Origin of the sequence: Streptococcus sp. HJ1, assembly GCF_052399005.1 — a bacterium.
In the GTDB taxonomy this organism is placed as follows: Bacteria; Bacillota; Bacilli; order Lactobacillales; family Streptococcaceae; genus Streptococcus.
Map to the genome: position 1 here is coordinate 1,471,861 of NZ_CP199005.1, position 26,383 is coordinate 1,498,243.

The 26,383-nt window shown below is 41.8% G+C and carries 26 protein-coding genes; 3 read left to right on the top strand and 23 right to left on the bottom strand.

What is annotated here, in order from left to right:
- Positions 1-5 precede the first annotated feature (5 nt).
- From ACT17O_RS07500 to ACT17O_RS07550, 11 genes are all read right to left on the bottom strand, one after another.
- Positions 6-1,316, bottom strand: coding sequence for a glycosyltransferase family 2 protein (locus tag ACT17O_RS07500; protein ID WP_444817360.1), 1,311 nt, complete (start codon positions 1,314-1,316; stop codon positions 6-8).
- A 142-nt stretch (positions 1,317-1,458) separates the two neighbouring features.
- Complete coding sequence (locus ACT17O_RS07505; protein ID WP_000800621.1) at positions 1,459-2,238, bottom strand: hypothetical protein; 780 nt, start codon at positions 2,236-2,238, stop codon at positions 1,459-1,461.
- 1 nt (position 2,239) lies between these two features.
- Positions 2,240-3,394, bottom strand: coding sequence for a non-hydrolyzing UDP-N-acetylglucosamine 2-epimerase (gene wecB, locus ACT17O_RS07510; protein WP_444817361.1), 1,155 nt, complete (start codon positions 3,392-3,394; stop codon positions 2,240-2,242).
- A 440-nt stretch (positions 3,395-3,834) separates the two neighbouring features.
- The gene (locus ACT17O_RS07515; protein WP_444817362.1) at positions 3,835-4,344 is read right to left on the bottom strand and encodes a GNAT family N-acetyltransferase; all 510 of its coding nucleotides are present in this window, start codon (positions 4,342-4,344) and stop codon (positions 3,835-3,837) included.
- A 358-nt stretch (positions 4,345-4,702) separates the two neighbouring features.
- Positions 4,703-4,942: a 30S ribosomal protein S18 gene (gene rpsR, locus ACT17O_RS07520; protein WP_000068664.1), complete on the bottom strand. Its 240-nt coding sequence runs from the start codon at positions 4,940-4,942 to the stop codon at positions 4,703-4,705.
- Between the two features lie 31 nt (positions 4,943-4,973).
- Complete coding sequence (ssbA, locus tag ACT17O_RS07525) at positions 4,974-5,444, bottom strand: single-stranded DNA-binding protein SsbA (RefSeq protein WP_000609596.1); 471 nt, start codon at positions 5,442-5,444, stop codon at positions 4,974-4,976.
- Between the two features lie 11 nt (positions 5,445-5,455).
- Positions 5,456-5,746, bottom strand: coding sequence for a 30S ribosomal protein S6 (rpsF, locus tag ACT17O_RS07530; protein ID WP_001151782.1), 291 nt, complete (start codon positions 5,744-5,746; stop codon positions 5,456-5,458).
- A gap of 135 nt (positions 5,747-5,881) precedes the next feature.
- On the bottom strand, positions 5,882-7,087 hold the full coding sequence (locus ACT17O_RS07535; protein ID WP_084882831.1) for an MFS transporter: 1,206 nt from the start codon (positions 7,085-7,087) through the stop codon (positions 5,882-5,884).
- Between the two features lie 125 nt (positions 7,088-7,212).
- Positions 7,213-8,556: an asparagine--tRNA ligase gene (gene asnS / locus ACT17O_RS07540; protein ID WP_000167130.1), complete on the bottom strand. Its 1,344-nt coding sequence runs from the start codon at positions 8,554-8,556 to the stop codon at positions 7,213-7,215.
- Between the two features lie 152 nt (positions 8,557-8,708).
- Positions 8,709-9,887: a pyridoxal phosphate-dependent aminotransferase gene (locus ACT17O_RS07545; RefSeq protein WP_444817363.1), complete on the bottom strand. Its 1,179-nt coding sequence runs from the start codon at positions 9,885-9,887 to the stop codon at positions 8,709-8,711.
- A 9-nt stretch (positions 9,888-9,896) separates the two neighbouring features.
- Positions 9,897-10,373 carry a cell wall elongation regulator TseB-like domain-containing protein gene (locus ACT17O_RS07550; protein ID WP_042902727.1) on the bottom strand — a complete coding sequence of 159 codons (477 nt, stop codon included), beginning with the start codon at positions 10,371-10,373 and terminating at the stop codon, positions 9,897-9,899.
- 118 nt (positions 10,374-10,491) lie between these two features.
- On the opposite strand from ACT17O_RS07550, the gene ACT17O_RS07555 reads away from it, so the two are divergent.
- Both ACT17O_RS07555 and ACT17O_RS07560 read left to right on the top strand, forming a co-directional pair.
- Positions 10,492-10,938 (top strand): MarR family winged helix-turn-helix transcriptional regulator, encoded by a 447-nt coding sequence (locus ACT17O_RS07555; RefSeq protein WP_255778797.1) that lies wholly within the window; start codon positions 10,492-10,494, stop codon positions 10,936-10,938.
- A 91-nt stretch (positions 10,939-11,029) separates the two neighbouring features.
- The gene (locus tag ACT17O_RS07560; protein WP_444817364.1) at positions 11,030-11,578 is read left to right on the top strand and encodes an NADPH-dependent FMN reductase; all 549 of its coding nucleotides are present in this window, start codon (positions 11,030-11,032) and stop codon (positions 11,576-11,578) included.
- Between the two features lie 31 nt (positions 11,579-11,609).
- On the opposite strand, the gene yaaA is transcribed toward ACT17O_RS07560, so the two are convergent.
- The 5 genes from yaaA to ACT17O_RS07585 form a co-directional block, all read right to left on the bottom strand.
- A complete protein-coding gene (gene yaaA / locus ACT17O_RS07565) occupies positions 11,610-12,338 on the bottom strand; it encodes a peroxide stress protein YaaA (RefSeq protein ID WP_444817365.1) in 729 nt (242 codons plus the stop codon).
- Positions 12,339-12,417: 79 nt separating this feature from the next.
- The gene (locus ACT17O_RS07570) at positions 12,418-12,549 is read right to left on the bottom strand and encodes a DUF3953 domain-containing protein (protein WP_002874755.1); all 132 of its coding nucleotides are present in this window, start codon (positions 12,547-12,549) and stop codon (positions 12,418-12,420) included.
- An 86-nt stretch (positions 12,550-12,635) separates the two neighbouring features.
- Positions 12,636-14,231 (bottom strand): hypothetical protein, encoded by a 1,596-nt coding sequence (locus tag ACT17O_RS07575; RefSeq protein ID WP_444817366.1) that lies wholly within the window; start codon positions 14,229-14,231, stop codon positions 12,636-12,638.
- Between the two features lie 11 nt (positions 14,232-14,242).
- Positions 14,243-14,653, bottom strand: coding sequence for a peptide deformylase (locus tag ACT17O_RS07580; protein WP_000412241.1), 411 nt, complete (start codon positions 14,651-14,653; stop codon positions 14,243-14,245).
- 104 nt (positions 14,654-14,757) lie between these two features.
- Entirely contained in the window at positions 14,758-17,454 is a 2,697-nt protein-coding gene (locus ACT17O_RS07585) for a cation-translocating P-type ATPase (RefSeq protein WP_000032428.1), read from the bottom strand.
- 307 nt (positions 17,455-17,761) lie between these two features.
- Between ACT17O_RS07585 and mntE the strand changes: the two genes are divergently transcribed.
- Positions 17,762-18,955 carry a CDF family manganese efflux transporter MntE gene (gene mntE / locus ACT17O_RS07590; RefSeq protein ID WP_444817367.1) on the top strand — a complete coding sequence of 398 codons (1,194 nt, stop codon included), beginning with the start codon at positions 17,762-17,764 and terminating at the stop codon, positions 18,953-18,955.
- Positions 18,956-19,008: 53 nt separating this feature from the next.
- Here the strand turns inward: mntE and ACT17O_RS07595 are convergent, their stop codons facing one another.
- The 7 genes from ACT17O_RS07595 to glmM all read right to left on the bottom strand — a co-directional run bounded on the left by ACT17O_RS07595 (position 19,009) and on the right by glmM (position 26,360).
- Positions 19,009-19,620: a hypothetical protein gene (locus ACT17O_RS07595; RefSeq protein WP_268704985.1), complete on the bottom strand. Its 612-nt coding sequence runs from the start codon at positions 19,618-19,620 to the stop codon at positions 19,009-19,011.
- Complete coding sequence (locus ACT17O_RS07600) at positions 19,617-21,485, bottom strand: ABC-F family ATP-binding cassette domain-containing protein (protein ID WP_268704984.1); 1,869 nt, start codon at positions 21,483-21,485, stop codon at positions 19,617-19,619. The genes ACT17O_RS07595 and ACT17O_RS07600 overlap by 4 nt, the downstream gene beginning before the upstream one ends.
- The gene (locus ACT17O_RS07605; RefSeq protein ID WP_268704983.1) at positions 21,478-22,680 is read right to left on the bottom strand and encodes a CCA tRNA nucleotidyltransferase; all 1,203 of its coding nucleotides are present in this window, start codon (positions 22,678-22,680) and stop codon (positions 21,478-21,480) included. The genes ACT17O_RS07600 and ACT17O_RS07605 overlap by 8 nt, the downstream gene beginning before the upstream one ends.
- Positions 22,677-23,444 (bottom strand): 4-hydroxy-tetrahydrodipicolinate reductase, encoded by a 768-nt coding sequence (gene dapB, locus ACT17O_RS07610; RefSeq protein WP_347090219.1) that lies wholly within the window; start codon positions 23,442-23,444, stop codon positions 22,677-22,679. Before dapB ends, ACT17O_RS07605 begins: the two co-directional genes overlap by 4 nt.
- A 264-nt stretch (positions 23,445-23,708) precedes the next feature.
- A complete protein-coding gene (locus ACT17O_RS07615; RefSeq protein WP_444817368.1) occupies positions 23,709-24,557 on the bottom strand; it encodes a DegV family protein in 849 nt (282 codons plus the stop codon).
- 2 nt (positions 24,558-24,559) lie between these two features.
- Positions 24,560-24,934: a DUF1149 family protein gene (locus tag ACT17O_RS07620; protein ID WP_001050092.1), complete on the bottom strand. Its 375-nt coding sequence runs from the start codon at positions 24,932-24,934 to the stop codon at positions 24,560-24,562.
- A gap of 73 nt (positions 24,935-25,007) precedes the next feature.
- The gene (glmM, locus tag ACT17O_RS07625) at positions 25,008-26,360 is read right to left on the bottom strand and encodes a phosphoglucosamine mutase (RefSeq protein WP_444817866.1); all 1,353 of its coding nucleotides are present in this window, start codon (positions 26,358-26,360) and stop codon (positions 25,008-25,010) included.
- Between the last annotated feature and the right edge of the window lie 23 nt (positions 26,361-26,383).

Genomic DNA, 26,383 nt, shown 5'->3' on the forward strand with positions numbered 1-26,383 from the left:
TCCTCCTATCCTGCAAATCGTTTGGTTTTAACCCACTTGGTTTCTTTTCGTCGGAGTACCTTGTCCAGAACGATTGAAGAAATAGAATCAATGGAAACAACGATAAACATCTGTGCGTAAGAGAAATATGCTGCCAAGGCTAACCAGATTTGTTTTGTCGTCGCTTGTCCAAATTGACTTGCCAATGCTGTCATAATTTGCATCAAATAGAGACCAATCATGAGTATCCAGTTAAAAAGCATGAGCTGGGCAATGTAGATATTGTCCGCATCAAAAGCAAATGGAACCCTGACATCTGGGAAGAAAAGATTAAGGCAGATTGCTAGCACATTCGCTAGGAAAATCAAATCTGATAGAACTATGGCAAAGTTAAACCAAAAGAAAACACATGAATAGTTAAAAACTTCTAATTTAACACGCCAGTTTGCTCTGCCAAATAAATGCTTAAAGTTCGAAAGAACAACCTCATAATTTCCTTTCGCCCAACGTTTACGCTGCATATAGTAACTCTTTAAGGTTTCAGGTTCTTGTTGGAAAGCCTCTGAATTATAGGCAAGGGCAATCAATTTACCACTCTGCATGATTTTGAAGGAAATATCTGTATCCTCGGTTAAGGCACCATTTTTCCAACCTCCAATACTCTTTACAAAGTCGGTTTGAATGATAAAGTTGGTCCCTGGGATACGCCCAATTTTAAAGAGATGCCACATCCCAACGTGGTGCACGCGCTGAGTAACAACGATCTCTTGGTTAATACAACGTGTCAAGAAATTTTGATTGGCGTTTCGAGTCTTGTTGCGACCGAAAGATGCCACGTGACGTTCTGGGTCCTTCATCACTTCTTTCACAAGGAAATATAAGGCATTTTTTTCAGGCATGGCATCTGCATCATAAACACAGATGTATTCACCTGTTGCCATCTCCAAAGCATCATTTAGAACGCCTGCTTTTCCTCCCGTACCAGTACGGTCGATAATAGTCAGATTTCTTTCTGCATATTCAGGCATGGCTTGTACAGACAAACATTCTGCATAGGTGTTATCCGAACAGTTATCCGCAAACAGGAGTAACTCCACACGGTCGTGAGGATAGTTCATATCCAAGATGGCTTTTGCTGTTTGGGCAATAACCACATCCTCATTATGAGCAGGAACAACAATGGTAACCTTCGGGTAATAAGGTAGTGGCGAGGTATCCACACGAAAATCACTGTGTTTAAACCAAAAGTGTACTGCCGAAAAGAGAATTACCAAGCCCCAAGCTAGAGAAATCCAAATTGTAAGCAAGGTAAAAATCATTAACATTTGACTAATCATGATTCACCGCCTTAAAATTTTTGTTCACTCGATGGTAAAGAATATTGTATGCAATAAATAGTATGATAAAACAAATGCCAAAGGCGAGACTGAGTCCCAAAGCAATACCAAAAAATAGTTCGGTTAAAGTCATGTTTCCCTCCTAATATTCTACAATTACATCTGTCTCTAGTTGACGTTTGAGATGACTGGCTACATCTGCGTAGTCTTGGTATTTATCTTTATTATCAGAGTTAATCACCAAATAGCCTGTTTGGAACTGAATTTCTTGATTACCTTCTTCTCCATGAAAAACTAAACTGCTTAGTTTCTCCTGCAAACCATTCAAATAAAGTTGCTTCAAAGAATCTTGACTACTATTAGATAAAACAAGAAAATTACCATCTGAAACGTAATAAAGCTTATCATTGTAACTCAATTCCTGAGCAATTACCTCTTGAATACGACTGAGCATCTGGTTATGTTCTTTCGGTTTAATCTGGAAGAACAAATCTTCATGTGCCCAATGAATCAATAGGGATTGTACCGTCACATCACTTTGCTCAGTTACCATAGCTTGGTAATCTGCTTGAGCTTCGTCTTCCTGTTCTTGGACCTTTGAGGTCGCCTTGAAGAAATAATAACGAACCTTAAGTAGAATCCCAATCAAAAGAGGAAAACTGATTAATAAGAAGACCAGTTGAATGATTGGGATATAAACCACACCCGCAACCAAAACGATAAGTCCAAAACCAAATGCTAAGATAAGGGTCCAAGTAAGCAAAAGGTCAGATAATACCAACACTGCAAACAAGGCTAAAGCTAAAAACAAGATTTGTTCTAAAATGATTGCTCGAGCATACAAAAAACAAAGCACCAAAAGAATGACCTCACAAGCAAGCAAAGCCATAAGCCAGTTTTTAAATTGACTCCAATTTTTCATTTTATCTTATTCCCCCCCCTTTGAATTCAGATACAGAAGTCGCTGCCCCAAAGTACTGTTGAATGGATTGTACGATTCGTTCAGAAGCTCTTCCATCTCCATAAGGATTTGGTGCATGAGACATTTGTCTATAAAGAGTTTCATCTGTTAAGAGTGCTGCCATCGCTTCTTTCACACATACTGGATCCGTACCAACTAGCTTCAACGTACCTGCTCTTACTCCTTCTGGACGTTCCGTCGTGTCACGAAGGACAAGGACAGGTTTGCCGAGAGAAGGCGCCTCTTCCTGAACTCCGCCAGAGTCAGTCATGATAAAATCACTTCTTGAAGCCAAATTATGAAAATCAAGTACATCTAAAGGCTCAATCAAGTGAATACGATCGTGACCGGCTAAGATATCTTTTGCTGCTTCTTGCACGGCGGGGCTAAGGTGAACAGGATAAACAACTTCAATTTCCTGATGAAGATCGACCATCTCACGTAAAGCTGCAAAGACATTTCTCATTGGTTGACCTTGATTCTCACGACGGTGCATGGTTACCAATACAAGTTTCTTATCTGGATCCAATTGATCTAGAACTTCATGATAGTAATCCGATTGAACGGTTAGTTTCAAGGCATCAATGGCTGTATTTCCCGTAATGACAATAGCAGACTCAGGGTGATTTTCCTTGAGGAGATTTTCTTTACTCTCACTAGTTGGAGCAAAATAGAGGTCCGCAAGGTTATCTGTCATCTGACGATTCATCTCTTCTGGGAAAGGAGAATACTTATCAAAGGTCCTTAGACCAGCTTCAACGTGGCCGATACGTACCTGATTATAGAAAGCAACTAAACTGGCTGCAAAAGTTGTTGTTGTATCTCCATGAACAAGAATCATATCTGGAAGTTCTTGCTTAACAACTGGATCAAACTTTTCTAAAATTTTTCCAGTAATATCTAAAAGAGATTGATTTTTCCCCATAATATCCAGGTCATAATGTGGCTCGATGCGAAACGTTTCAAGAACTTGGTCCAGCATTTGACGATGCTGGGCTGTCACAACTGTGATTGTCTCAATGCTGTCACTATGTTTTTGCAATTCCAACACTAAAGGGGCCATTTTAATAGCTTCTGGTCGTGTTCCAAAAACAACCATCACTTTCAGTTTCTTCATTATGCTATCCTTCTACTATAATAAAATTTGACACATCAGATTAATCTTTATATCGAATTATTGCGCAAATCAATTAATTTGATTATCTTAATTATTTTACCGTCAATTAATTTATATGTCATATTTTTTCCAAATTATATTATTGCATTTAATTTAATTTTAACAATTTGTAACCTTTTTGTAACAATATTATTTACAACCTTTAAAAAGCCTTATTTTAGGAAATTTTAAGACTTTTCAAAAGAATCCGTATTTAAAAAAACTAAACCTTATATGTTTTTTTCGATATTTATTTTTATCTTGATAATTCAAACAATTATATTTTACCACTTTGAGGAATAAATCAAACAATTTCAAACAAAAAAATTCCTTTTTCGAATGAAAAAGGGACTGTGATTGTTGTTTACTATATTTAAAATTTAAACCTTATAAAATCTGTCTTAAAACAAATTTTTCGACAGATACAAAACCAATTCTCCGATATCTTCACAAACCGCATTCATGCCCGGTTGATGGTTCTGATACCAAACACCCGTCCCATCTGGAATATAGCCTCGTTTGATGTACAATCTCTGGGCAGGTCCATACCCTGAATGGAGCCCAACACCAAGGGTCACCTTATCCGATGTGAGCCTAACTCGTTTTTCTGCTTCTTCCAGCAAGAGATTTCCAATACCTTGATTTTGAAAAGGTTCAAAGACATTGAAATCTGAGAGTTCTGGATAGATTTCTGCAAAAGGCCCCTGCTTAGCGCATGGCAAAATTGTGATATAACCCGCTAAAGCACCCTCAACCTCTGCAACTAAGACTTCTCTCTCCCCACATTCTTGTTCAAGAAAATATCTAGCCAAAATTTCTTCTCTACCCGGCCAACCTTGGCTGATAAATCCTCGAGATAGATCTTTAATGTCAGATTCTTGCATTTTTCTAATTGAACATGTCGTCTTCATAAGTTGCTCCTTTATAGCTTTCTCCTACCATTATAGCACGATAATAAAGATTAAAAGAAAAACCTAGTAAGATAAAAGAATCTTACTAGGTCAACAGGGAATCCTTTCTAACAAAGTCCTATAAAAATCTGAAAAAGAGGTCCACCCAGACCGAACTCGCCTTCTCATTTCCATGCTCGTGAAAAAAAGACCCGTTGGGGTCTTATTCGCTTTCTTATTTCAGAGCTCATGAAAAAGAGCTCCACTGGACCTCAACTCGCTCTCTCATTTCCATGCTCGTGAAAAAAAGACCCGTAAGGGTCTTAATTCGCTTTCTTATTTTCAAGCTCATGAAAAAGAGGTCCACTGGACCTCTTTTTTAATCTTCGTTTACGAAAGGCATCAAAGCCATTACGCGAGCGCGTTTGATAGCTGTTGTTACTTTACGTTGGTTTTTAGCTGAAGTTCCTGTTACACGACGAGGAAGGATTTTCCCACGTTCTGAAACGAAACGGCTAAGAAGCTCAGTATCTTTGTAATCAACATATTCAATTTTGTTTGCTGCGATGTAATCAACTTTTTTACGGCGTTTGAATCCGCCACGACGTTGTTGAGCCATGTTTTTTCTCCTTTATAGTATTAATTGTCCATTAGAATGGTAAATCATCATCTGAAATGTCCAATGGATTGGTTGCTCCAAATGGATTTTCAGAACGTGAAAAGTCTGGTACTGGGTTTGCAGGTGCTGATTGACCAGCAGTTGGTGCAGAATAAGCTCCACCTGTATGTCCTTCACGCACTCCGCGGCTTTCCAACATTTGGAAATTCTCAGCCACGACTTCTGTTACGTAGACACGTTGTCCTTGCTGGTTATCGTAACTACGAGTCTGGATACGACCTGTGATCCCGATAAGAGAGCCTTTTTTAGCCCAGTTAGCAAGATTTTCAGCCTGTTGGCGCCACATAACGACATTGATGAAATCAGCCTCACGTTCGCCATTTTGACTCTTAAATGTACGGTTTACTGCAAGAGTAAAAGTCGCAACTGCTACATTTGATGGGGTATAACGCAACTCAGCATCACGTGTCATACGCCCTACAAGTACAACATTGTTAATCATAATTTACCTTCTTACGCGTCAAGTTTGACGATCATGTGACGAAGAATGTCAGCGTTGATTTTTGAAAGACGGTCAAACTCTTTAAGAGCTGCGTCGTCGTTTGCTTCAACGTTAACGATGTGGTAAAGTCCTTCACGGAAATCTTGGATTTCGTATGCAAGACGACGTTTTTCCCATGATTTTGATTCAACAACAGTTGCACCGTTGTCAGTCAAGATAGAGTCAAAACGTGCTACCAAAGCGTTTTTCGCTTCTTCTTCAATGTTTGGACGAATGATATAAAGAATTTCGTATTTAGCCATTGATATGTTCCTCCTTTTGGTCTAATGACCCCTAGTCTTTGCAAGGGGTAAGTGAGGTTTGCTCACAATAAACTATTATACTAGAAAAACTGATAGATAGCAAGTAAAAAAGATAAAAGTTAAAAAATAACTTTATTACTTAGAAATAACTTCCTCTTTCAGTTTCAAAGCTCCTGCCATCTCTTTCAAAATGAAAAATAGCAAAAAGCTAGCTAGTACTAAAATGAGCCCTAAGTAAAGGAAGGCTACTACAAATCCTAGATAGTCAATCAACCATCCCGTCAGAGGAAAAATGATAATCATACTTAGGCTGAACATCATAGAGTAAACACTTAGCATGGTTGCCCGTACCTCACTTGGAAGTCGCTTTTGTAAATCATTATCAAAAATCGGCTGAAAGAGAGCATATAAGGCGTTACTGATCAAATAAACCAAAATATAAATCAGCGGTGTTCCGAAGTAGGAAAGCAAATAAGTTCCTCCCGTCAAGAGTACAAGAATGGGAAAGAGCTTTAAGGCTGAATACTTCTTTCCAATCTTACTTGCTAGATAAACTGCCCAGATATTCAAAACACTGCCCATCAACATGACCATCGAAATCTGCCACCCTTCTAAGTCAGGAAGTTGATTTTGATAGTAAAAATAAAACATGCACATCAGTGTCCCGATGATTTGGGAAAGAATCATCCAACTAAAAAGACTGGGGTTTCTCCGCAACTCCTCTTTGACAGTCCAGATTATTTTTTTCATGGTCAGACGCTCAGACTTTTGCGCTTTAACACTAGGCTCTTTTAGCATCAAAGTTAGGAAAAGAACGATTATAGAAGTAACAATCATGATATAGTAGGTCAAGTGCAATTGACCATGGACAAAAAATCCCGCTAAAACGGTCCCCAAAGACCGAGTCCCTTCTGCGACTCCTGACATAAAACTGGAGATAGACAAGTAGCGCTCTTTTAATCCAGCCTCCACAGCCGAATCATAAACCATGGCTGCACTCGTCCCCGAATCAAAATTATAAGACAAGGCACTCACCACCATCGCGAGGGCATAAATCCAAAAATTACCTTGCCCTGCTAACATGAGAATAGACGAGGCAATCCCAGCTATTCGACTTAAATATAGATTGGTTTTATAGGAATAGCGGTCAGCTAACATTCCCGAGGGAATTTCACAGATGACACTGGTGGCATGAAAAATACTTTCCAATAAGCCAATCTGCCAAAGCGACATCCCGTTTTGACTGAGAAATAGAATCCAAAAGCTGGTAATGCCCAGAAAGGCAAAAAATTCCACACCAGCCATGAGACCGATATTCTTCCGGTAATTTCGTTTAAACATAGTTTCTCCTTTAACAAGTGTATTTGTATCTTTGTGTTTGTCACTTGTTAAGCTGTGCTTTACATGTTCTCCACCTCTTCTTTCTTCTACTTTGAAAAAACGCCCTAAGGGCGTTTGGACTCATTTTATGGTTTGATACGGTGCAACATACGTGGGAATGGAATAGCTTCACGGATGTGTTTTGTACCTGCTGCGAAAGTCACCATACGTTCAATACCGATACCAAATCCACCATGTGGTACTGTACCGTATTTACGAAGGTCAAGGTAAAATTCATATTCTGTACGATCCATGCCAAGTTCTTCCATCTTAGCTACAAGGGCATCGTAGTCTTCCTCACGCATAGAACCACCGATGATTTCTCCATATCCTTCTGGTGCAAGCAAGTCTGCACAAAGTACGCGCTCTGGATTTCCAGGAACTGGTTTCATGTAGAAGGCTTTGATAGCTGCTGGGTAGTTCATGACAAATGTTGGCACACCAAAGTGGTTTGAAATCCATGTTTCGTGTGGTGAACCAAAGTCATCGCCATGCTCAAGATGCTCGTAGTCAGCATCTTCATCATTTTCATGCTCTTGCAAAAGGTCAATGGCTTGATCGTAAGTGATGCGTTTGAACGGCTCTGCAATGTAGCGTTTCAAGAGATCTGTATCACGTTCCAAGGTTTCCAAGGCTTGAGGCGCACGATCAAGAACACCTTGAAGAAGGGCTTTAACATAAGCTTCTTGCAAGTCAAGTGACTCATCGTGTGTCAAGTAGGAGTACTCCGCATCCATCATCCAGAACTCTGTCAAGTGACGGCGTGTTTTTGATTTTTCTGCACGGAATACTGGACCAAAGTCAAAGACACGACCAAGGGCCATAGCACCCGCTTCAAGATAAAGCTGACCTGATTGGCTCAAGTAGGCTGGTGTTCCAAAGTAGTCTGTTTCAAAGAGTTCAGTTGAGTCTTCTGCTGCGTTTCCTGAAAGGATTGGGCTATCAAATTTCATGAAGCCGTTCTTGTCGAAAAACTCATAAGTTGCATAGATGATGGCGTTACGGATTTGCATCACAGCCACTTGCTTACGAGAACGGAGCCACAAGTGACGGTTGTCCATCAAGAAGTCTGTTCCGTGTTCTTTTGGTGTGATTGGGTAGTCTTGAGATTCACCAATTACTTCGATGTCTGTAATATCCAACTCATAACCAAACTTAGAACGTTCGTCTTCTTTGACAATTCCTGTCACATAAACAGAAGTTTCTTGGCTCAAGCGTTTGATGGTGTCAAATTTTTCAAGACCTACCTCTTCACCAAATTTTTCAATAAAGTTTGGTTTAAAGGCTACACCTTGGAAGAAGGCAGTTCCATCACGCAATTGCAAGAAGGCAATTTTCCCTTTTCCAGATTTGTTGGCAACCCAGGCTCCGATGGTCACTTCTTGACCAACGTAGTCTTTTACATCAATAATCGTTACACGTTTTGTCATAATCTATCTTCCTTTTTTCGTTTAACTTGTCCGAAGACATCATTACCCACTATTTTACCATAAATAGACTGTGATAGCTAGGTTCTACTAGAGAAAAATCGCGAGATTTTCGTTACAAAAAATCTTCGCTAAAAAGGCGAAGATTCTATGTTTTATTTTTCCATAAACTGGTGCAAACGACGAATAGCTTCTTTTAATGTATCCAAGTCTGTGGCATAGCTGAGACGAACATTTTCTGGTGTTCCAAATCCAGCTCCTGTAATCAAGGCCAGTCCGACTTCTTCAAGAATAGCTGTTGTAAACTCTGTCACATCGGTATACCCCTTCATCTCCATCGCTTTTTTAACATTTGGGAAGAGGTAGAAAGCTCCTTGGGGCTTGACAACTTCAAATCCTGGCACTTGGCACAAGAGAGGATAAATGGTATTCAAACGCTCCTCAAAAGCCTGGCGCATGGTTTCAACAGAGTCTTGCGGTCCAGTCAGCGCCTCAATCGTTGCATATTGAGATACTGCTGTCAGATTGGAAGTCGTTTGTCCTGTTAGCTTGCTCATGGCAGCGATAATTTCAGGATTTCCCACAGCATAACCTACCCGCCAACCAGTCATGGCATAGGCCTTAGATACACCGTTAATCACGATGGTTTGCTTGCGAATGTCTTCTGACAGACTAGAGATTGGAACAAACTCATTCCCGTTATAAACCAAACGACCATAAATATCATCTGCTAGGATAAGGACATCATGCGCAACAGCCCAATTTCCGATAGCCATGAGTTCCTCACGAGAGTAAATCATACCAGTCGGATTCGATGGCGAATTGAGAACCAAGACTTTGGTCTTATCTGTTCGGGCTGCTTCTAGCTGCTCTACTGTTACTTTAAAGTGATTGTCTTCCTTTGCCTGGACAAAGACTGGCACACCTTCTGCCATCTTGACCTGATCTCCATAGCTGACCCAGTATGGTGTAGGAATGATGACCTCATCACCTGGATTGACCACAGCCATAAAGAAGGTGTAGAGAGAGAACTTAGCACCAGTGGCAAAGGTAACCTCGTTGGCTGCAACAGAATACCCATAATAGCGTTCAAAATAGGTATTAACCGCCGCTTTTAACTCTGGTAGGCCTGAAGCAACTGTATAAAAGGAAGCTCGTCCATCTCGAATCGCTTCTACCGCTGCATCCTGAATGTTTTCAGGAGTATGAAAATCAGGCTGTCCCAAGGTTAAGAAAAGAACATCCTTTCCCTGAGCTTTTAATGCTTTGGCTCTTGCATCACTAGCTAGAGTGACGCTTTCTTCCATTTCTAGTACACGTTTGGATAGTTTCATATGCCCTCCTTATTGGATCACTGCTCCTGTTTCAAAGTCAACCAGGTAGTACTGGTTTCCTGACTTAACTTCCCAAATCGGCTTGTCCTGATAGCGACCAAAAGTAATCTTGTCAATGTCGCTAGCTCCTTTTTCCCTCGAAATCGTCACTGCCTTGTCTTGAGAAATCCCCTTATCAAGCTGATAAACATAAATCTTGTGGTCATTCTTTTCAATCAGTACGGCAATGGCCTCTTGCTTTTTATTATGTCCTAAAACGCTGTAATAACCTTCTAGCCCATTATAAAAATCAACCTGATCTGCCTTTTCCAATTCTGCATACTGCTTGGCTAGTTTTTCTCCCTCAACTCTAGCATCTTGATAGGGTTTCATGCTGAGTGATATCAGATAAAGGAAGGAAGTCGTCATGACTAGTACTACCAGAGCAATGCCGATTCCATACTGTAAAAGTAGCTTGTTTTTTGCTTTTTTCTGTCTTAGTTTCACTCGTCTATTTTACCATCTCTCCTCCTTTATTACAAGTGAATACAGGAACATTCTAAGATTCTTTTCCTATAAAATATAAGTTCTTGTTTTTCTCTCTCATTATTGATAAAATAACCTTATGAAACAATATTTGAAAGAGAAAATTTCCGATAATCAACTAGACTTAAAAACAACTATCATCCTCAATAAAGCCATACGGACTTTTAAACCATATGAAGCTAAGGCTGCTAAAGAACACGGGCTAACACCCACCCAATTTTCAGTTTTGGAAACCCTCTATAGCAAGGGGGAACTACGCATTCAGGATTTGATTGAAAAAATGCTAGCCACTTCTGGAAACATGACTGTTGTCATTCGAAATATGGTTCGAGATGGGTGGATTTCTAGAACTTGTGACCCAAAAGATCGTCGATCCTTTTTCCTGAAATTAACACCTGCAGGACGCAGAAAAATCGAAGAGGTTCTTCCTGACCATATCGATTCTATCGTAGAAGCACTCAGCATCTTGGAAGATGGCGAAAAGGAAGACTTAATCCGCATTTTAAAAAAATTTAAAAATTTGTGAGCAAAATTATTGCTAATTAGTATCATTTGTTGTAACATAGATGGTAACAAAAGAGTTCGCTCTTTAAATTTTTTACTAAAGGAGACACATCATGTCTAAAAAAGTATTATTTATCGTCGGTTCACTACGCCAAGGTTCTTTCAACCACCAAATGGCCCTCGAAGCTGAAAAAGCACTTGCTGGTAAAGTAGAAGTTAGCTATCTTGATTACTCAGCTGTTCCTCTCTTCAGCCAAGATTTGGAAGTTCCAACTCATCCAGCTGTAGCTGCTGCTCGTGAAGCAGTCCTTGCTGCGGATGCTATCTGGATCTTCTCTCCAGTCTACAACTTCTCTATCCCTGGAACAGTGAAAAACTTGCTTGACTGGCTCTCTCGCGCCATTGACTTGTCTGATACACGTGGTGCTTCTGCCCTCCAAGACAAGTTTGTTACTGTCTCATCTGTAGCCAATGCTGGTCACGATCAACTCTTTGCTATTTACAAAGACCTCTTGCCATTTATCCGTACACAAGTCGTTGGTGATTTTACAGCTGCTCGTGTCAATGACTCTGCTTGGGCAGACGGAAAATTGGTGTTAGAAGAAGCAACTGCTTCATCACTTGCAAAACAAGCGGACGACCTTCTTGTAGCCATCAACTAATCTAGCAAAAACCAGCTCGAATGAGCTGGTTTTATGCTTGTTTCACAAAGACGAGTTCTAAATCACTTGATAAATCAGGTCGGTAGTCAAAACCTGCAAAACTGAGCTGGCGAGCTTGTTCGACTGTATGAACTTGCCCTTCTATCAAGGCGGTCAAAAAGGCGCCACGGGCTTTTTTTGAAATAGTTGAGTGGATTTTCAGCTGACCTGCCTTGTCCTCCATAAATTTGAAGGTCACCATCTTTTCTCTGATTTCCTTAGAAAATACGGTTTCAAACTCTGATGACAAGAGAGAAAATATCAAGTCCTTATCCTGTAGTGCCTCATCGTAGGCTGACTTCCAATGAGTCTTTAGGGTTTTACCAGCTACTTTTAACTTCATCAGAAAGTCCAAACGGTGAGGAGCCATGGGCGATAGGGCTGGAACTACGCCATACAAAGCTGATGTAATTAAAACATGATCTTCAAGATAGGTTTGTTCAGCCTCGGTTAACCCATCTCGTTTAATATGACGATACATGAGACCATCAAAAAGTTTCAAGGCTGGATAATGTTTAGCGCTCTGATCTTTTAGTGCTTGAATATGAGCGTACTCTTCTTCTGCTTTCTCGGCAGATACCTTATAAAAAGTCTCTAATTCACTAGCTGAGTAGTGCGCCAGTGAGTCAAGGACTGCCTGACTTTCTTCACTCAAGGGGAGCGCTTCGGTACGGGGATGGTCTGTGTTCATTTCTTTTGCTGTTGGGATTAAAATTTTCATATTGTTAGTGTAGCATATTTTTCAACCACGACCAAGAATTTCATCTTAAAAACCTCGGTTCATACCGAGGTTTGTCTGTTTATTTTGGCCATCCTAACCAGATAGCCACGAGAACAAGGGCTGTGCCAGCTAAGCTTGTTAAGATAGATAAGAATTTATCTTTTTTCTCCTTGAACTGAGAAAACCTATTTTTATACTCAATGAAAATCAAAGAGCAAACTAGGAAGCTAGCCGCAGGCTGTACTTGAGTACGGCAAGGCGACGCTGACGTAGTTTGAATTTGATTTTCGAAGAGTATTATTGTACTTTAAAGGTCTTGAGATAGTTATCTTTTCCAACTTGACCTTCGAAAGATTGGCCATTTTCAAGGTAAGGAAGGTCGTCTGACACTGAAGCCTTGACCTTATAAATCTTACCATCAACTTTGAAGAAGTAGACGGTATCCCCCTTGATGACAGCTGATTTAAGGTCTGAAATCACTCCCTTGATACTTTCCACCGTTTCATTATCCAGCTCGAGGTCATTCTTATTGGCATATTTGCTGAGGAGTTCATCTACCGTAGTTGCTACGATGACGTTTTGGTACTCTACTGCATCAACCAATGCATACTCCTTGACCAAGCCTGCATTGTCCTTCAAGCCCATGATATAGAGCGGTTTGTCGTTGAGATTGACAAGGATAGGGAAGGTAGCCTTATAGGCCTTCTCTTGCACTGCTCCTTCTGCGGAAGCACGGGCTGATTCTTCGGTTGCTGAAGCTAGGTTGTACTTGGTGATTTCACCAGTGCGCATGTTTTCAAGGATAAATCCTAAATTACTTTCGTCAGCATTTGCTGAAGTCACACCTGTGTAGAGATAAATGTCATTTCCGATAGAAAGATAGTTATAACCTTCAGTCGTTTGGGTAACATTTTTCTTAGAAATCAAGGCATTCCAGAAACCGTCTTTGTACTTGCCATTGTAGTTGATTTGCTGGATGGTTTCTTCGGCCGGATATACACGATCCACCCATTCTGGCACCTCATCCAAGCTATATTCCTTGGTTTCTCCATTAGTAGCGTCCAAGATGATAACGGATGAAGGGCGAGGTACTCCTAGACCAAACTGTTTTTGATAAACGGTTGCTACATAGAAAGGATTGCCTTCATCATCCACCTCAAAGGATGGGGTTTTAAAAATCTTGGTTGGATACTTGATTCGAAGATGACGTTTGACGTCACGGTTAAAATACTCAGAGTCCGAATACTTCATCGGTGTTTTTAAATCCACCAATTCCGCATTTCCTGTCACCATATCAACCTTAATATACTCGCCAATTCCCTTGGCTTGATTGTTGAACCATTTGATGGGATCAGCATACTCCAAAGGAGTCACCCTATAGGGCTTGCCATCAACCGTCAACTGGGTATAAGTATCTGCTGCTACGTACTGGGAGACCTTATCCGTCAGAGAGCCTAGATAACGGTCTCCAATCTTTTCGGCGGTACTCCGATCTAGGATTGGAACCTTGCTGGTATCACTCTTGGGAAAATCTTTAAAATCTTTTTCTGTGATAGATACCACATTAGCATAATTTTTTGCTTGGAAAAAGCTAGAGGTTACTAAGCCAACCAGACCAGCAAGGGCAAAGATAAGTCCTGCGGCCAGCAACAATCCTTTACTGAGTTTGGTAAAATGAAGTCCTTCTAGATTAAGCTCGTTGGCATGCTTGCCATGACGTACATGAACATTTTTGAGGAGATTGGTATCCTTGCGGAAACTAAACAAAATCCCCATCACCACCAGATGCCCACAGAGAAAGAAGATGAATTCCCAACTAGTCAGATTGAATGGTGGTAAAAAGATATACCAAGTCGTTGCGATAAAAACAAGTTCAAATAGTATGCGTTTCATCTGAGTTCCTCCTAAATTATCCGTCCTTCCAAATGATCCAGTTCATGTTGGCAGATCTGAGCTGGAAAACCTGTCAGTGTAATGGTCTGTTCCTGCCACTTGCTATCGCGATAGGAAACCGTAATCGTTTCATAACGAATCGTCGTTCGAACCCCAGTCAAAGACAAACAACCTTCCTCTGTCTCGTAAGGCCCTTTGTAGGAAAGGAGAATAGGGTTAAACATGACCATGGGAACTAGGCCAAGATTAAAGATAATCACACGCTTCTGCACACCAATCATATTGGCCGCCAGACCGACACAGGTCTCGCGATTAGCCAGCAAGGTATCCTGCAAATCCTTAGCCAGATAAAGGTCTTCCTGACTTGCAGGTTTCGAGACCTGAGACAAGAATAAGATATCTCGGACAATTTTCTTTTCCATTCTCTTACGCTCCTTACAACTTTACTTTATTATAGCACAAAAGGGGGCAACTTCTAGTCCTTTCCCTCAAATGCAAAAAAAGCCATCCGAAGATGACTTTCTTTTTAAATCGCGTTCTTATCAAGACCAAGTTTACGTTGAACAAACTTAACGATTTCGACGATAAGTATCATTGAGAAGCTTCCAGCAAGAACAATGGCCCATTGTGACAAGTCTAGTTTGGTTACGTGGAAGATTCCTTCAAGCGGTTCTACGACAATTGTTGCCATCAGAAGAATGAAGGATACCAAGATAGACCAGTTAAAGGTCTTAGACTTGAATGGGCCAACTGTCAAGATGGATTGGTAAACAGACTTGACATTGTAGGCATGGAAGAGCTGGATCAAACCGAGTGTTGCAAAGGCCATAGTAAGGGCATCCGCATGAATGGCATGATTGTCACCCACATGAACTGGGTAAGCAATTGCAAGTCCATAAACACTCATAACAATAGCTGCTTGGAGTACACCTTGATAGATGATAGAACTCAAAACACCACCTGAGAAGAAGCTTGCCTTTCGTCCACGTGGTTTATGATTCATGACACCAGGCTCAGCAGGTTCAACACCAAGAGCGATAGCTGGGAAGGTATCTGTTACCAAGTTGATCCACAAAAGATGAACTGGCTGCAAGACGTCCCAACCAAACAAGGTTGATAAGAAGATAGTTAATACTTCAGCAGTATTGGCAGAAAGTAAGTACTGAATAGTCTTTTGAATGTTTGAGAAGACCTTACGTCCTTCTTCAACTGCGACGATAATAGTCGCAAAGTTATCATCTGCAAGAATCATGTCAGAAGCTCCCTTAGAAACCTCTGTACCAGTGATTCCCATACCGATACCGATATCGGCTGTTTTCAGAGCTGGCGCATCATTAACACCGTCACCTGTCATAGCAACAACCTTACCTTGTTTTTGCCAAGCCTTGACGATACGAACCTTGTGTTCTGGAGACACACGGGCATAAACAGAGTATTGACCAACTACTTTTTCAAAGTCTTCATCTGACAGTTCGTTGAGCTCAGCACCAGTTAAAACGTGACCTTCTGTATCATTTGCATCAATAATTCCCAAACGTTTGGCAATAGCTTCTGCAGTATCTTGATGGTCACCCGTAATCATGATTGGACGGATTCCAGCTTCCTTAGCCACACGAACAGCTTCTGCAGCTTCGGCACGTTCAGGGTCAATCATTCCAATCAATCCAGTAAAGATCAAGTTGTTTTCAAGCTCTTCAGAAGTCAAGTTTTCTGGAATACTATCGATAATCTTATACGCACCCGCAAGGACACGCAAGGCTTGGTGAGCCATTTCAGAGTTGTTTGTGTGAATTATGTCATTGACTTGATTATCAATCGGAGCGACATCTCCAGCTTTATCCCGAGCAACACAACGTTTCAAGAGTTGGTCAGGGGCTCCCTTGACTGCTACGAGGAATTTACCATCTGGTAATGGATGAACCGTTGACATGAGTTTACGATCTGAGTCAAACGGCAATTCAGCTACACGAGGATATTTCTCTAAGAACCCTTTAACATCGTAACCCTTGTCCAAGGCATACTGGATGAAGGCTGTTTCCGTTGGATCCCCGATCAGGTTTCCTTCTGCATCAATCTTAGTATCGTTAGCCAAGACAACTGAACGAAGAAGAGGCATTTCAAGACCTAGTTCAATGTCATCAGCTGAATCATGTAGTACTGCATCATAGAAGACTTTTTCGACGGTCATCTTGTTCATGGTAAGCGTACCAGTCTTATCAGAAGCGATGATTTCAGTTGAACCAAGTGTTTCTACTGCTGGCAACTTACGAACGATAGAGTTTCGTTTTGCCAAAACTTGAGTACCAAGGGCAAGAACGATAGTCACGATAGCAGGAAGTCCTTCTGGGATGGCTGCAACAGCAAGCGCAACAGAGGTCATCAACTCACCAAGTGGATTTTTACCTTGAATGAAGACTCCAACTACAAAAGTAACAAGGGCAATAACCAAAATTGCATAGGTCAAGACCTTAGAAAGGTTGTTCAAGTTTTGTTTGAGTGGTGTATCCGTCTCATCCGCATCTTGGAGCATGCCAGCGATATGACCAACTTCCGTGTACATACCTGTATTGACAACAACACCAAGACCACGACCATAAGTCACGTTTGAGTTTTGGAAGGCCATATTGACACGGTCACCAATACCAGCATCTGCAGAGAGCTCGACAGTCAAGTCTTTTTCGACTGGAACAGACTCACCTGTTAGGGCTGCTTCTTCGATTTTGAGAGAGTTAGCTTCTAGCAAACGTAGGTCTGCTGGTACGACGTCACCTGCTTCAAGGGCAACGATATCACCTGGTACCAATTCTTTTGAGTCAATCTCAGCCATATGCCCATCACGGATAACACGTGCAGCTGGACTAGACATAGACTTGAGGGCTTCGATGGCTTCTTCTGCTTTTCCTTCTTGGTAAACACCAAAAGCTGCGTTAATGATAACAACGGCTAGAATAATGATGGCATCTGCAATATCTTCCCCACCAGAAGTTATGACGGACAAGATGGCTGCAGCCACCAAAATAATAATCATCAAATCCTTAAACTGTTCGATGAATTTAACCAAGAGAGATTTTTTCTCACCCTCTTCGAGTTCATTGCGCCCATATTCAGCTAGGCGTTTCTGCGCTTCGCTTGACGAAAGGCCTTGCTCAGTTGCTTCAACCGACTTCAAGACTTCTTCGGGACTTTGAGTATAAAACGCTTGGCGTTTTTGTTCTTTTGACATATGTCTCCTCCTTGACTTTGTGTGCAAAACAAGCTCTCTTTTGGTTTTATGACAAACAAAAAGAGACCTGTTAATCATAACAAGTCTCGCTGTTTAAGATAGCGCCGGAAAGAATACTTTACAGTATAAAATTCGGAATGACGACACTATCACAGGTTTCTGCCAGCTACTCCCTTGAGTAGTACTATTATATCAAAATTTGAACAATTTTCAAGAATTAAAATCCGATGAAACAAGACTAAATTTGAATTTTCCCATGAAAACCAGTATAATGAAAACAGAATCTCAGCACTAGAAAGGAAGTCAGATGAACCAATCCATGTCAAATCTCAAGTTGGCGGAACGTGGTGCCATTATCAGCATTTCGACCTACCTCCTCTTGTCTGCGTCAAAATTAGCAACTGGTCACCTCCTGCATTCTTCCAGTTTGGTGGCGGATGGTTTCAACAACGTATCCGATATTATCGGAAATGTTGCTCTCTTGATTGGGATTCGAATGGCCCGCCAACCTGCAGACCGTGACCATCGCTTTGGTCACTGGAAGATTGAAGATTTGGCTAGCTTGATCACTTCCATCATCATGTTCTACGTTGGTTTTGATGTGCTTCGGGACACCATTCAGAAAATCCTTAGTCGGGAACAAACACCCATTGATCCTCTGGGAGCGATTCTAGGAATCATTTCAGCAGCGGTCATGTTTGCTGTTTATCTCTATAACACACGCCTCAGTAAGAAATCCAAATCCAAGGCTCTCAAGGCAGCTGCCAAGGACAATCTTTCCGATGCTGTCACCTCGCTTGGTACGACCATTGCTATCCTAGCCAGCAGTTTCAATTACCCTATCGTGGATAAATTGGTCGCTATCATCATCACCTTCTTTATCTTAAAAACAGCCTATGATATCTTTATCGAGTCTTCCTTCAGTCTTTCAGATGGTTTTGATGACCGTCTGCTAGAGGACTACCAAAAGGCCATCATGGAGATTCCAAAGATTAGTAAGGTCAAGTCCCAAAGAGGGCGGACCTACGGTAGCAATATCTACCTTGATATCACCCTGGAGATGAATCCTGACTTATCTGTCTATGAGAGTCACGAAATTGCGGACCAGGTCGAGTCCATGCTAGAAGAACGATTTGGAGTCTTTGATACCGATGTCCATATCGAGCCAGCTCCCATACCTGAGGACGAGATTTTAGACAATGTCTATAAAAAACTGCTCATGCGTGAGCAATTGATTGACCAAGGAAATCAGCTAGAAGAACTCCTTGCTGAGGACTTTCTCTATATCCGTCAAGATGGGAAGCAGATGGATAAAGAGGCTTATAAGTCTGAAAAAGAACTTAGTGCTGCGATTAAGGACATTCAGATTACCTCCATCAGTCAGAAAACCAAGCTCATTTGCTATGAGCTAGATGGTATCGTCCATACCAGTATCTGGCGTCGCCATGAAACTTGGCAAAATATTTTCCACCAGGAAACAAAAAAAGAAGACAAAGAGTAACCCTATCCAGTAGATAGGGCTTTTTTGATTGATTTTCTTTAAGCTAAACTGACTTATAGCTGTTTGGAAGATTTGGTTTTCGAAGCTTGTGTTGTCTCTTTTCTTGCTTGACGATTTTGTTCGATACGCCATTCTCTTTCATAGTACTTCATGGTCTCGTATACCCTTTCAGGAAGACCTACATCTAGTAGAAAGATAGGGATGATCAAATCTGCTGACTGATGAAAAGGGAAACACCTTTTCTTCAGTAGGGCTAGAGGTGATTGGGATTTCACATTTTCCTTATTTTTAAAATAAACTTCAATCCGGTAGGAATCCCTATACTTCCCTCGAATCCGAGAGAAGGAAAATTCCTCTACATCAGCCCAAGCGTAGAAATGACTGGGTTTCTTTGGATTCGGTTTGTAGTAAAACCCCTTAACTGTACATCTCAAATATTCCTTATCGGAACTTAACAGTCTGTATGTCTGATAAATGACTACTCCAGCGCAAAAAAGTACAAGCAGCATCAACAAAAGACTTATCGTATGAAGTCCCGGCCCCTTTTGCGAATACGAATGGAGATAATAGAGAGGTAACAAGAAGAAAAGCACCGAAGCTAGGCCAAACAAGGCATTCCAAATGATTTTCTTGGGACTACGTTTAATGATTTTTTCTTCCATCATGCCAACTCACTTAGGTATTCATAGCGTTCGTATTTTTCAAGAAGTTCTTCGTTTTTCTCGTCTAGCTCTTTTTGAAGAGTCGCTAGTTTACCAAAGTCGGAGCCATTTGCCTGCATTTCTTCTTCAATGGCTGCGATACGATTTTCCAAGGCTTCAATATCGCCTTCAATGCTTGCCCACTCCTGCTTTTCTTGATAGGTCATTCGCTTCTTGTCTTCACGGACTTTGACCACTTTCTCTTTTTCGGCCTTTTGAACTTGACTTGCTGTTTCTGCTTCAAAAGCTTTTTCGTCAAGGTAATCAGTGTAATGGCCAAAGAAAGGACGAATCTTACCATTCTCAAAGGCGAGAATCTTGGTCGCTACCTTATCCAGAAAATAACGATCGTGGCTAACTGTCAAGACAGGACCTGCAAAGCCCTGCAAGAAATTTTCCAAGACTGTCAAGGTCGCAATATCCAGATCATTGGTCGGCTCGTCCAAGAGGAGAACATTTGGTTTTTCCAAGAGCAATTTGAGGAGATAGAGGCGTTTTTTCTCGCCACCAGACAATTTCTCAATCAAGGTTCCATGGGTCGAACGTGGAAAGAGGAATTGCTCTAGCAACTCAGCGATGGAAGTCGTAGAACCACCACTAGTCTTAACCTCTTCTGCTACTTCCTGCAGGTAATTGATGACCCGTTTGCTTTCATCCAAGCCTTCGATTTGTTGAGAAAAATAGGCGATACGAACGGTTTCCCCAATCACAACTTGACCTGCTGTCGGCTCAAGAATTCCTGCAATCAGATTAAGTAGTGTGGATTTTCCAACACCGTTGTCACCAACGATACCTATACGATCTTTGGCTTGCACTAAGAGGTTAAAATCTTGCAGAATAGGTTTGTTCTCGTAGGCAAAGGAAACATCTTTAAACTCGATGACCTTCTTTCCAATACGGCTAGTTTCAAAGTTCATGGTCAAGTCTGTCTCAGCAACGCCACCTGAAACTTCTTTTTTCAAATCGTGGAAACGATTGATACGGGCCTGTTGCTTGGTCGCACGCGCTTGTGGTTGTCTTCGCATCCAGGCCAGTTCTTGCTTATAGAGTTGTTCTTTCTTGTGGAGAAGGGCTGCGTCACGCTCATCTTGTTCTGCCTTGAGGCGAACATAGTCCTGATAATTACCCTGATACTCGGTCAAGCCTGCTCGGTCCAACTCGAAAATTCGTGTTGATAGTGCATCTAGGAAATAACGATCATGGGTGATAAAAAGAACTGTCTTCTTGGAATTTTTCAAAAAGAGGGTCAGCCACTCGATGGTCGCAATGTCCAGATGGTTGGTCGGCTCGTCCAGTAACAAGAGGTCGTGGTTGCCTAGGAGAACTTGCGCCAACTGAACACGTCTTCTCAGACCACCTGACAATTCACCAACTGGAGTCGACAAATCCTGAATACCCAACTTGCCGAGAACGGTCTTGACCTGACTTTCGATTTCCCAGGCTTGGAGGGAGGCCATCTCCGCCATAACGCGTTCCAAACGAGCCTGCTTGTCCTCACTGTAGTTGAGCATGATCAACTCATACTCACGAATCAACTGGATTTCCTTGAGGTCGCTGGATAGGACCGTATCCAAAACTGTCTTGCTATCATCGAACTCTGGATCCTGGGTCAAGTAGCCAATCTGGTAATCATTCTTAGCCAAAAAAGGACTAACATCCCCATCAAAGCCTGAAACACCTGATAAAACATCTAAAAGGGTGGTCTTACCCGTGCCATTGACACCAATGAGACCGATTCTATCCAAATCATGGATGATAAAAGAAATATCCTTAAAAACGGTCTTGTCACCAACGGATTTACTTAGTTTTTCAACAATAAAATCACTCATTTTTTCTCCTCAGGTAAGTATGAATGGCATCACGGTCATTCTCCAAGTCACCATCGACAATGGCAAACTCAATCTCTGCTAAAATCTCTCCCAAATCTGGACCTGGCTGGTAACCATATTCCTTGATTAAAATACCACCGTTAATCTGGATTTCTTTCTTGTCATGAATGGTCAAACTCTGGTAAGTTTCTGTGATAAGTTGGGGGTTGACCTCTTTTCCTTGGGCTTGACGAAGACGTTCAGCTTGTAGAAGGGAATCCAAGTCAAAACGGTAACAATCACGCTTGCTCAACTCTCCTTCTTCTCGTAGAGCCAAAATAGTCAGCAAATCCTGTACTTGCTTTGTAAATTGGCGTGAGGTCTTCCAATGCTTCAAAAATGGTTGAGCATCCTCAATTTCCAGTACCCACAAGAGAGCCGCCCAGGCTTGTTCAGAAGACTCAAAAGTGAAATCAGTCTCCAAATCAAACAATTTTTGGAGCTTTTCTCGACTGTCTGCCATATCAGGGAGGTAATCATAAGCTTGACTCTCAATCATGGAAAACAAGCCAACACGCCAAAAAGGTGCAAGCAAGAGTTTGTCAAATTCAACAAAGGTACGCTCCACAGAGATTTTCTCCAAGAGCGGAGTCAAGGATTTCATGGCTTCAAAAGTTTCTCGCTCAAGTTCAAAACCAAGACTGGCCTGAAAACGAAAACCACGCATAATGCGCAAAGCATCTTCATTGAAGCGCTCACTGGCTATACCGACAGCTCGCAAGACTTGTTTTTCCAGATCTTTGAGACCATCGAACAAATCGATGATTTCGCCTGTCTCATCTAAGGCAAAAGCGTTGACTGTGAAATCACGGCGCTTGAGGTCCTCTTCTAGCGAGCGCACAAAGGAAACTGCACTGGGCCTGCGATAGTCCACATAGACATCCTCGGTCCGAAAGGTGGTTACCTCATACTCCTCATCGCCATCTAAAACCAAGACCGTTCCATGCTCAATTCCGATATCGGCTGTGCGGGAAAATATCTGCTTGGTTTCCTCTGGATAGGATGAGGTCGCAATATCCACATCATGGATGGGACGATGGAGGAGGGCATCTCTGACGGAACCCCCAACAAAATAGGCTTCAAAACCTGCTTCTTTAATTTTTTCTAATACTGGTAAAGCCTTCTGAAATTCAGAAGGCATTTGCGTTAATCTCATAATAAGTGTTCTAATCCATAGACAAGCTCATGACGCTTGACAACTTCTTTGATTCCCAAATTGACCCCTGTCATGAAGGAGCTGCGATCATAGGAGTCATGACGAAGGGTCAATCCTTCTCCCTGATTGCCAAAGATAACTTCTTGATGAGCTACTAAGCCTGGCAAACGAACTGAGTGGATGCGCATGCCATCAAAATCAGCACCACGAGCACCCGCAATCAGTTCTTCCTCATCAGGCGCACCTTGTTGGATAGACTCTCGCACTTCCGCCATCAGCTCAGCTGTTTTAATGGCTGTTCCACTCGGAGCATCTTTTTTCTTGTCATGATGAAGCTCGATAATCTCCACATTTGGGAAATATTTGGCAGCCTGGGCCGCAAATTGCATGAGCAAGACCGCACCCAAGGCAAAGTTAGGGGCTATCAAGCCACCCAAATTTTGCTTACGGGAAAATGCTTTTAGTTCTGCAATTTCTTCACTAATGAATCCTGTTGTTCCAACTACTGGAGCAAAGCCATTTTCAAGAGCAAAGCGTGTATTTTCGTAGGCAACAGCTGGTGTTGTAAAGTCTACCCAGACATCAGCCTCAAATCCAGCCAAGGCAGCCTTATCATTGAAGACAGGAATACCTTTCCATTCTGATTCAGACTCAAAAGGATCCAAAACTGCAACCAAGTCCAAGTCAGGATCAGCCAAGACCATCTGACAAGCGGCCTGGCCCATCTTTCCCTTAAACCCAGCAATAATCACTCGAATACTCATCTCTACTCCAGTCTAAGATACAAAGTCTGCAAGAACACAAAGTGAAAATAGGAGGTCTGATCAAGGAGTGTCTACTCCTCGGAAGAACTATCTTTTTCACACAGTGTTCCAGGTGTGTTCAATTATCAAGATACAAAGGACGTTAGCTGCCCATAAAAAATAGGGAATGGCGCTGACTTTCCATGAAAGGCAAGACAGGCATCTTTTTTCAAGAGGCAGGTAGTCTGTGTTTAATTTCTAAGATACAAAACCTGTAAGAACAATTTAGACGATTGGTGTATAGCTCAAGGCGATACTACCTTCTCCAAGGTGGGTCCCAATGACACTACCAAAGCTGACAATTGGAATCTCAGAATTCACACCACTCTCAATCAAGAGATGACGCAAATCTGCCGCCTTCTGAGGTGCATTACCATGAATGACTGTAATACGGTAGTCCCCATCTTTTGTCAACTCTTTGATGATTTCCACCAAACGTTTGATTGCTTTTTTCTCTGTACGAACTTTTTCATAAACCTCAATCACACCTTGGTCATTAAAGTAAAGAATAGGCTTGATACTGAGAAGATTCCCTAGGATGGCTGCCCCATTTGACAGACGTCCTCCCTTAACCAAGTGATCGAGGTCATCTACTATGATAAAGGCTGAATTATCAGCGATTTGGATAGCCAATTTCTCCTGAATCTGAGCAAAATCATCGCCTTGTTCTGCCCAATCAAAGGCACTCTCTACCATAAATCCTAGAGGGGAACTTGTGATATGGGTATCTGGAAAGGCAATGGTCAAACCTTCATACTCGTCTAACATATATTGGATATTCTGATAAAAGCCTGAAATTCCTGACGAAAGAAAGAGGCCCAAGACATGAGTATAGCCTTCATCTTTCAAGGAACTTAGAATCTCATCCAATTTGGCAATACTTGGTTGACTAGTTTTAGGCAATTCTGCAGACTGAGCCATTTTTTGATAAAATTCTTCAGCAGTCAGATTGACACCTTCAACATACTCCTCCCCATCAATATTGACAGGAATATCCAAGATAAATAGATTCTCTCTTTGCAGCGTCCTCTCCTCTAAATAGGCTGAAGAATCTGTAATGACAGCTAATTTCATGGCTAAAACTCCAAATTGATTCCTGGAAGATCCAAGGCGATTTCTGTTACTTCATACGTCAAACGATTAAGCATGTTCAAACATGGACGTGCCAAGGTTTCGACTTCTTCTTGGTTAAATTCGCTTGGTTCGTTGACAATACGACCTTCCACATGGTTCACTTGGGAAATTGTTCCGCTGATGACAAATTTGTCAAAGACAATCATAAAGCTCAAGATAACGACTAAAGAAGTCACTTGGTTTTCTTGGTCATGTTGGAGTAACTGAAAGTTCACGTCTACCTTGGTTTCAGGAGCTCCATTTTCATTTTCCCATTCAAAGTTACGAGCATCAAAGTGATACTGGCTAACAAATTCTTGTTCTCGTTTAAGATTCATTTTTCTCTCCCATTGCTACAATTTACTATGCAATTGTACCACATTTTTATCATTTCATCTAGTTTTCTAGGCTTTAGTCAATTCCGATTTCATCTTTAACCACAGCAGCAATCGTATCTACATAGTAGTTGACTTCTTCTGTTGTTGGTGCTTCTGCCATGACACGCAAGAGGGGTTCTGTTCCACTTGGGCGGACAAGGATACGGCCGTTCCCTGCCATCTCTTCTTCCATCTTTTCTATGATTGTCTTGATGGCTGGTACTTCCATGGCATTTTCTTTCATGGCATTTTCCACTCGGATATTGACCAGTTTTTGTGGGTAAATCGTCACTTCTGATGCTAGTTGAGACAAGCTCTTGCCTGTTTCTTTCATGATTTTGGTCAATTGGACAGCTGATAATTGACCATCACCAGTTGTATTGTAGTCCATCAAGATAACGTGACCTGATTGTTCACCACCAAGGTTGTAGCCTGATTTTCTCATTTCTTCAACGACATAGCGGTCACCAACAGCAGTCACTGCCTTGTTAATGCCAGCGCTATCCAAAGCCTTATGGAAGCCAAGGTTAGACATAACCGTTGTCACGATGGTATTTTGAGCCAACTGGCCTTTTTCAGAAAGGTATTTCCCGATGATGTACATGATCTTATCACCATCGACGATGTCGCCATTTTCATCAACAGCAATCAAGCGGTCACTGTCTCCGTCAAAGGCCAAACCAATAGCTGACTGGCTTTCTTTGACCACTTCTTGAAGAGCTTCTGGATGTGTAGAACCCACATTCAAGTTGATGTTAAGACCATCTGGTGTCTCGCCGATAACAGTTATTTGAGCCCCAAGGTCTGCAAAGATTTGACGAGCACTCGTAGACGCTGCACCGTTAGCTGTATCCAAGGCCACTTTCATCCCTTCAAGAGGAGTTCCAGTTGAAACAAGGTAGCCTTCATACTTACGCAAACCTTCTGGATAGTCCACCAAGGTTCCCAATCCTTTGGCACTTGGACGAGGAAGGGTGTCTTCGGCAGCATCCAACAAGGCTTCGATTTCTGCTTCTTTTTCATCATCAAGTTTGAAGCCATCCCCACCAAAGAATTTAATTCCATTATCAAGGGCTGGGTTGTGACTAGCGGAAATCATGACACCTGCACTGGCTCCCTCAGTTTTGACCAAATAAGCTACTGCTGGTGTTGCAAGGACACCGAGTTTGTAGACGTGAATCCCTACTGATAGAAGACCTGCCACCAAGGCAGATTCTAGCATTTCTCCTGAGATACGTGTATCACGTCCTACAAAGACTTTAGGGGCTGCCGTTTCATGTTGGCTAAGAACATAACCACCAAAACGTCCCAATTTAAAGGCCAATTCTGGCGTCAGTTCTACGTTTGCTTCTCCACGGACTCCATCGGTCCCAAAATATTTACCCATTTTGTTAATCATCCTTTTCTACT

Coding starts and splice junctions, on each gene's coding strand:
- ACT17O_RS07500 (WP_444817360.1), bottom strand. CDS start 1,316: ATGATTAGTCAAATGTTAATGATTTTTACCTTGCTTACAATTTGGATT.
- ACT17O_RS07505 (WP_000800621.1), bottom strand. CDS start 2,238: ATGAAAAATTGGAGTCAATTTAAAAACTGGCTTATGGCTTTGCTTGCT.
- wecB (WP_444817361.1), bottom strand. CDS start 3,394: ATGAAGAAACTGAAAGTGATGGTTGTTTTTGGAACACGACCAGAAGCT.
- ACT17O_RS07515 (WP_444817362.1), bottom strand. CDS start 4,344: ATGAAGACGACATGTTCAATTAGAAAAATGCAAGAATCTGACATTAAA.
- rpsR (WP_000068664.1), bottom strand. CDS start 4,942: ATGGCTCAACAACGTCGTGGCGGATTCAAACGCCGTAAAAAAGTTGAT.
- ssbA (WP_000609596.1), bottom strand. CDS start 5,444: ATGATTAACAATGTTGTACTTGTAGGGCGTATGACACGTGATGCTGAG.
- rpsF (WP_001151782.1), bottom strand. CDS start 5,746: ATGGCTAAATACGAAATTCTTTATATCATTCGTCCAAACATTGAAGAA.
- ACT17O_RS07535 (WP_084882831.1), bottom strand. CDS start 7,087: ATGTTTAAACGAAATTACCGGAAGAATATCGGTCTCATGGCTGGTGTG.
- asnS (WP_000167130.1), bottom strand. CDS start 8,556: ATGACAAAACGTGTAACGATTATTGATGTAAAAGACTACGTTGGTCAA.
- ACT17O_RS07545 (WP_444817363.1), bottom strand. CDS start 9,887: ATGAAACTATCCAAACGTGTACTAGAAATGGAAGAAAGCGTCACTCTA.
- ACT17O_RS07555 (WP_255778797.1), top strand. CDS start 10,492: ATGAAACAATATTTGAAAGAGAAAATTTCCGATAATCAACTAGACTTA.
- ACT17O_RS07560 (WP_444817364.1), top strand. CDS start 11,030: ATGTCTAAAAAAGTATTATTTATCGTCGGTTCACTACGCCAAGGTTCT.
- yaaA (WP_444817365.1), bottom strand. CDS start 12,338: ATGAAAATTTTAATCCCAACAGCAAAAGAAATGAACACAGACCATCCC.
- ACT17O_RS07575 (WP_444817366.1), bottom strand. CDS start 14,231: ATGAAACGCATACTATTTGAACTTGTTTTTATCGCAACGACTTGGTAT.
- ACT17O_RS07580 (WP_000412241.1), bottom strand. CDS start 14,653: ATGGAAAAGAAAATTGTCCGAGATATCTTATTCTTGTCTCAGGTCTCG.
- ACT17O_RS07585 (WP_000032428.1), bottom strand. CDS start 17,454: ATGTCAAAAGAACAAAAACGCCAAGCGTTTTATACTCAAAGTCCCGAA.
- mntE (WP_444817367.1), top strand. CDS start 17,762: ATGAACCAATCCATGTCAAATCTCAAGTTGGCGGAACGTGGTGCCATT.
- ACT17O_RS07595 (WP_268704985.1), bottom strand. CDS start 19,620: ATGATGGAAGAAAAAATCATTAAACGTAGTCCCAAGAAAATCATTTGG.
- ACT17O_RS07600 (WP_268704984.1), bottom strand. CDS start 21,485: ATGAGTGATTTTATTGTTGAAAAACTAAGTAAATCCGTTGGTGACAAG.
- ACT17O_RS07605 (WP_268704983.1), bottom strand. CDS start 22,680: ATGAGATTAACGCAAATGCCTTCTGAATTTCAGAAGGCTTTACCAGTA.
- dapB (WP_347090219.1), bottom strand. CDS start 23,444: ATGAGTATTCGAGTGATTATTGCTGGGTTTAAGGGAAAGATGGGCCAG.
- ACT17O_RS07615 (WP_444817368.1), bottom strand. CDS start 24,557: ATGAAATTAGCTGTCATTACAGATTCTTCAGCCTATTTAGAGGAGAGG.
- ACT17O_RS07620 (WP_001050092.1), bottom strand. CDS start 24,934: ATGAATCTTAAACGAGAACAAGAATTTGTTAGCCAGTATCACTTTGAT.
- glmM (WP_444817866.1), bottom strand. CDS start 26,360: ATGGGTAAATATTTTGGGACCGATGGAGTCCGTGGAGAAGCAAACGTA.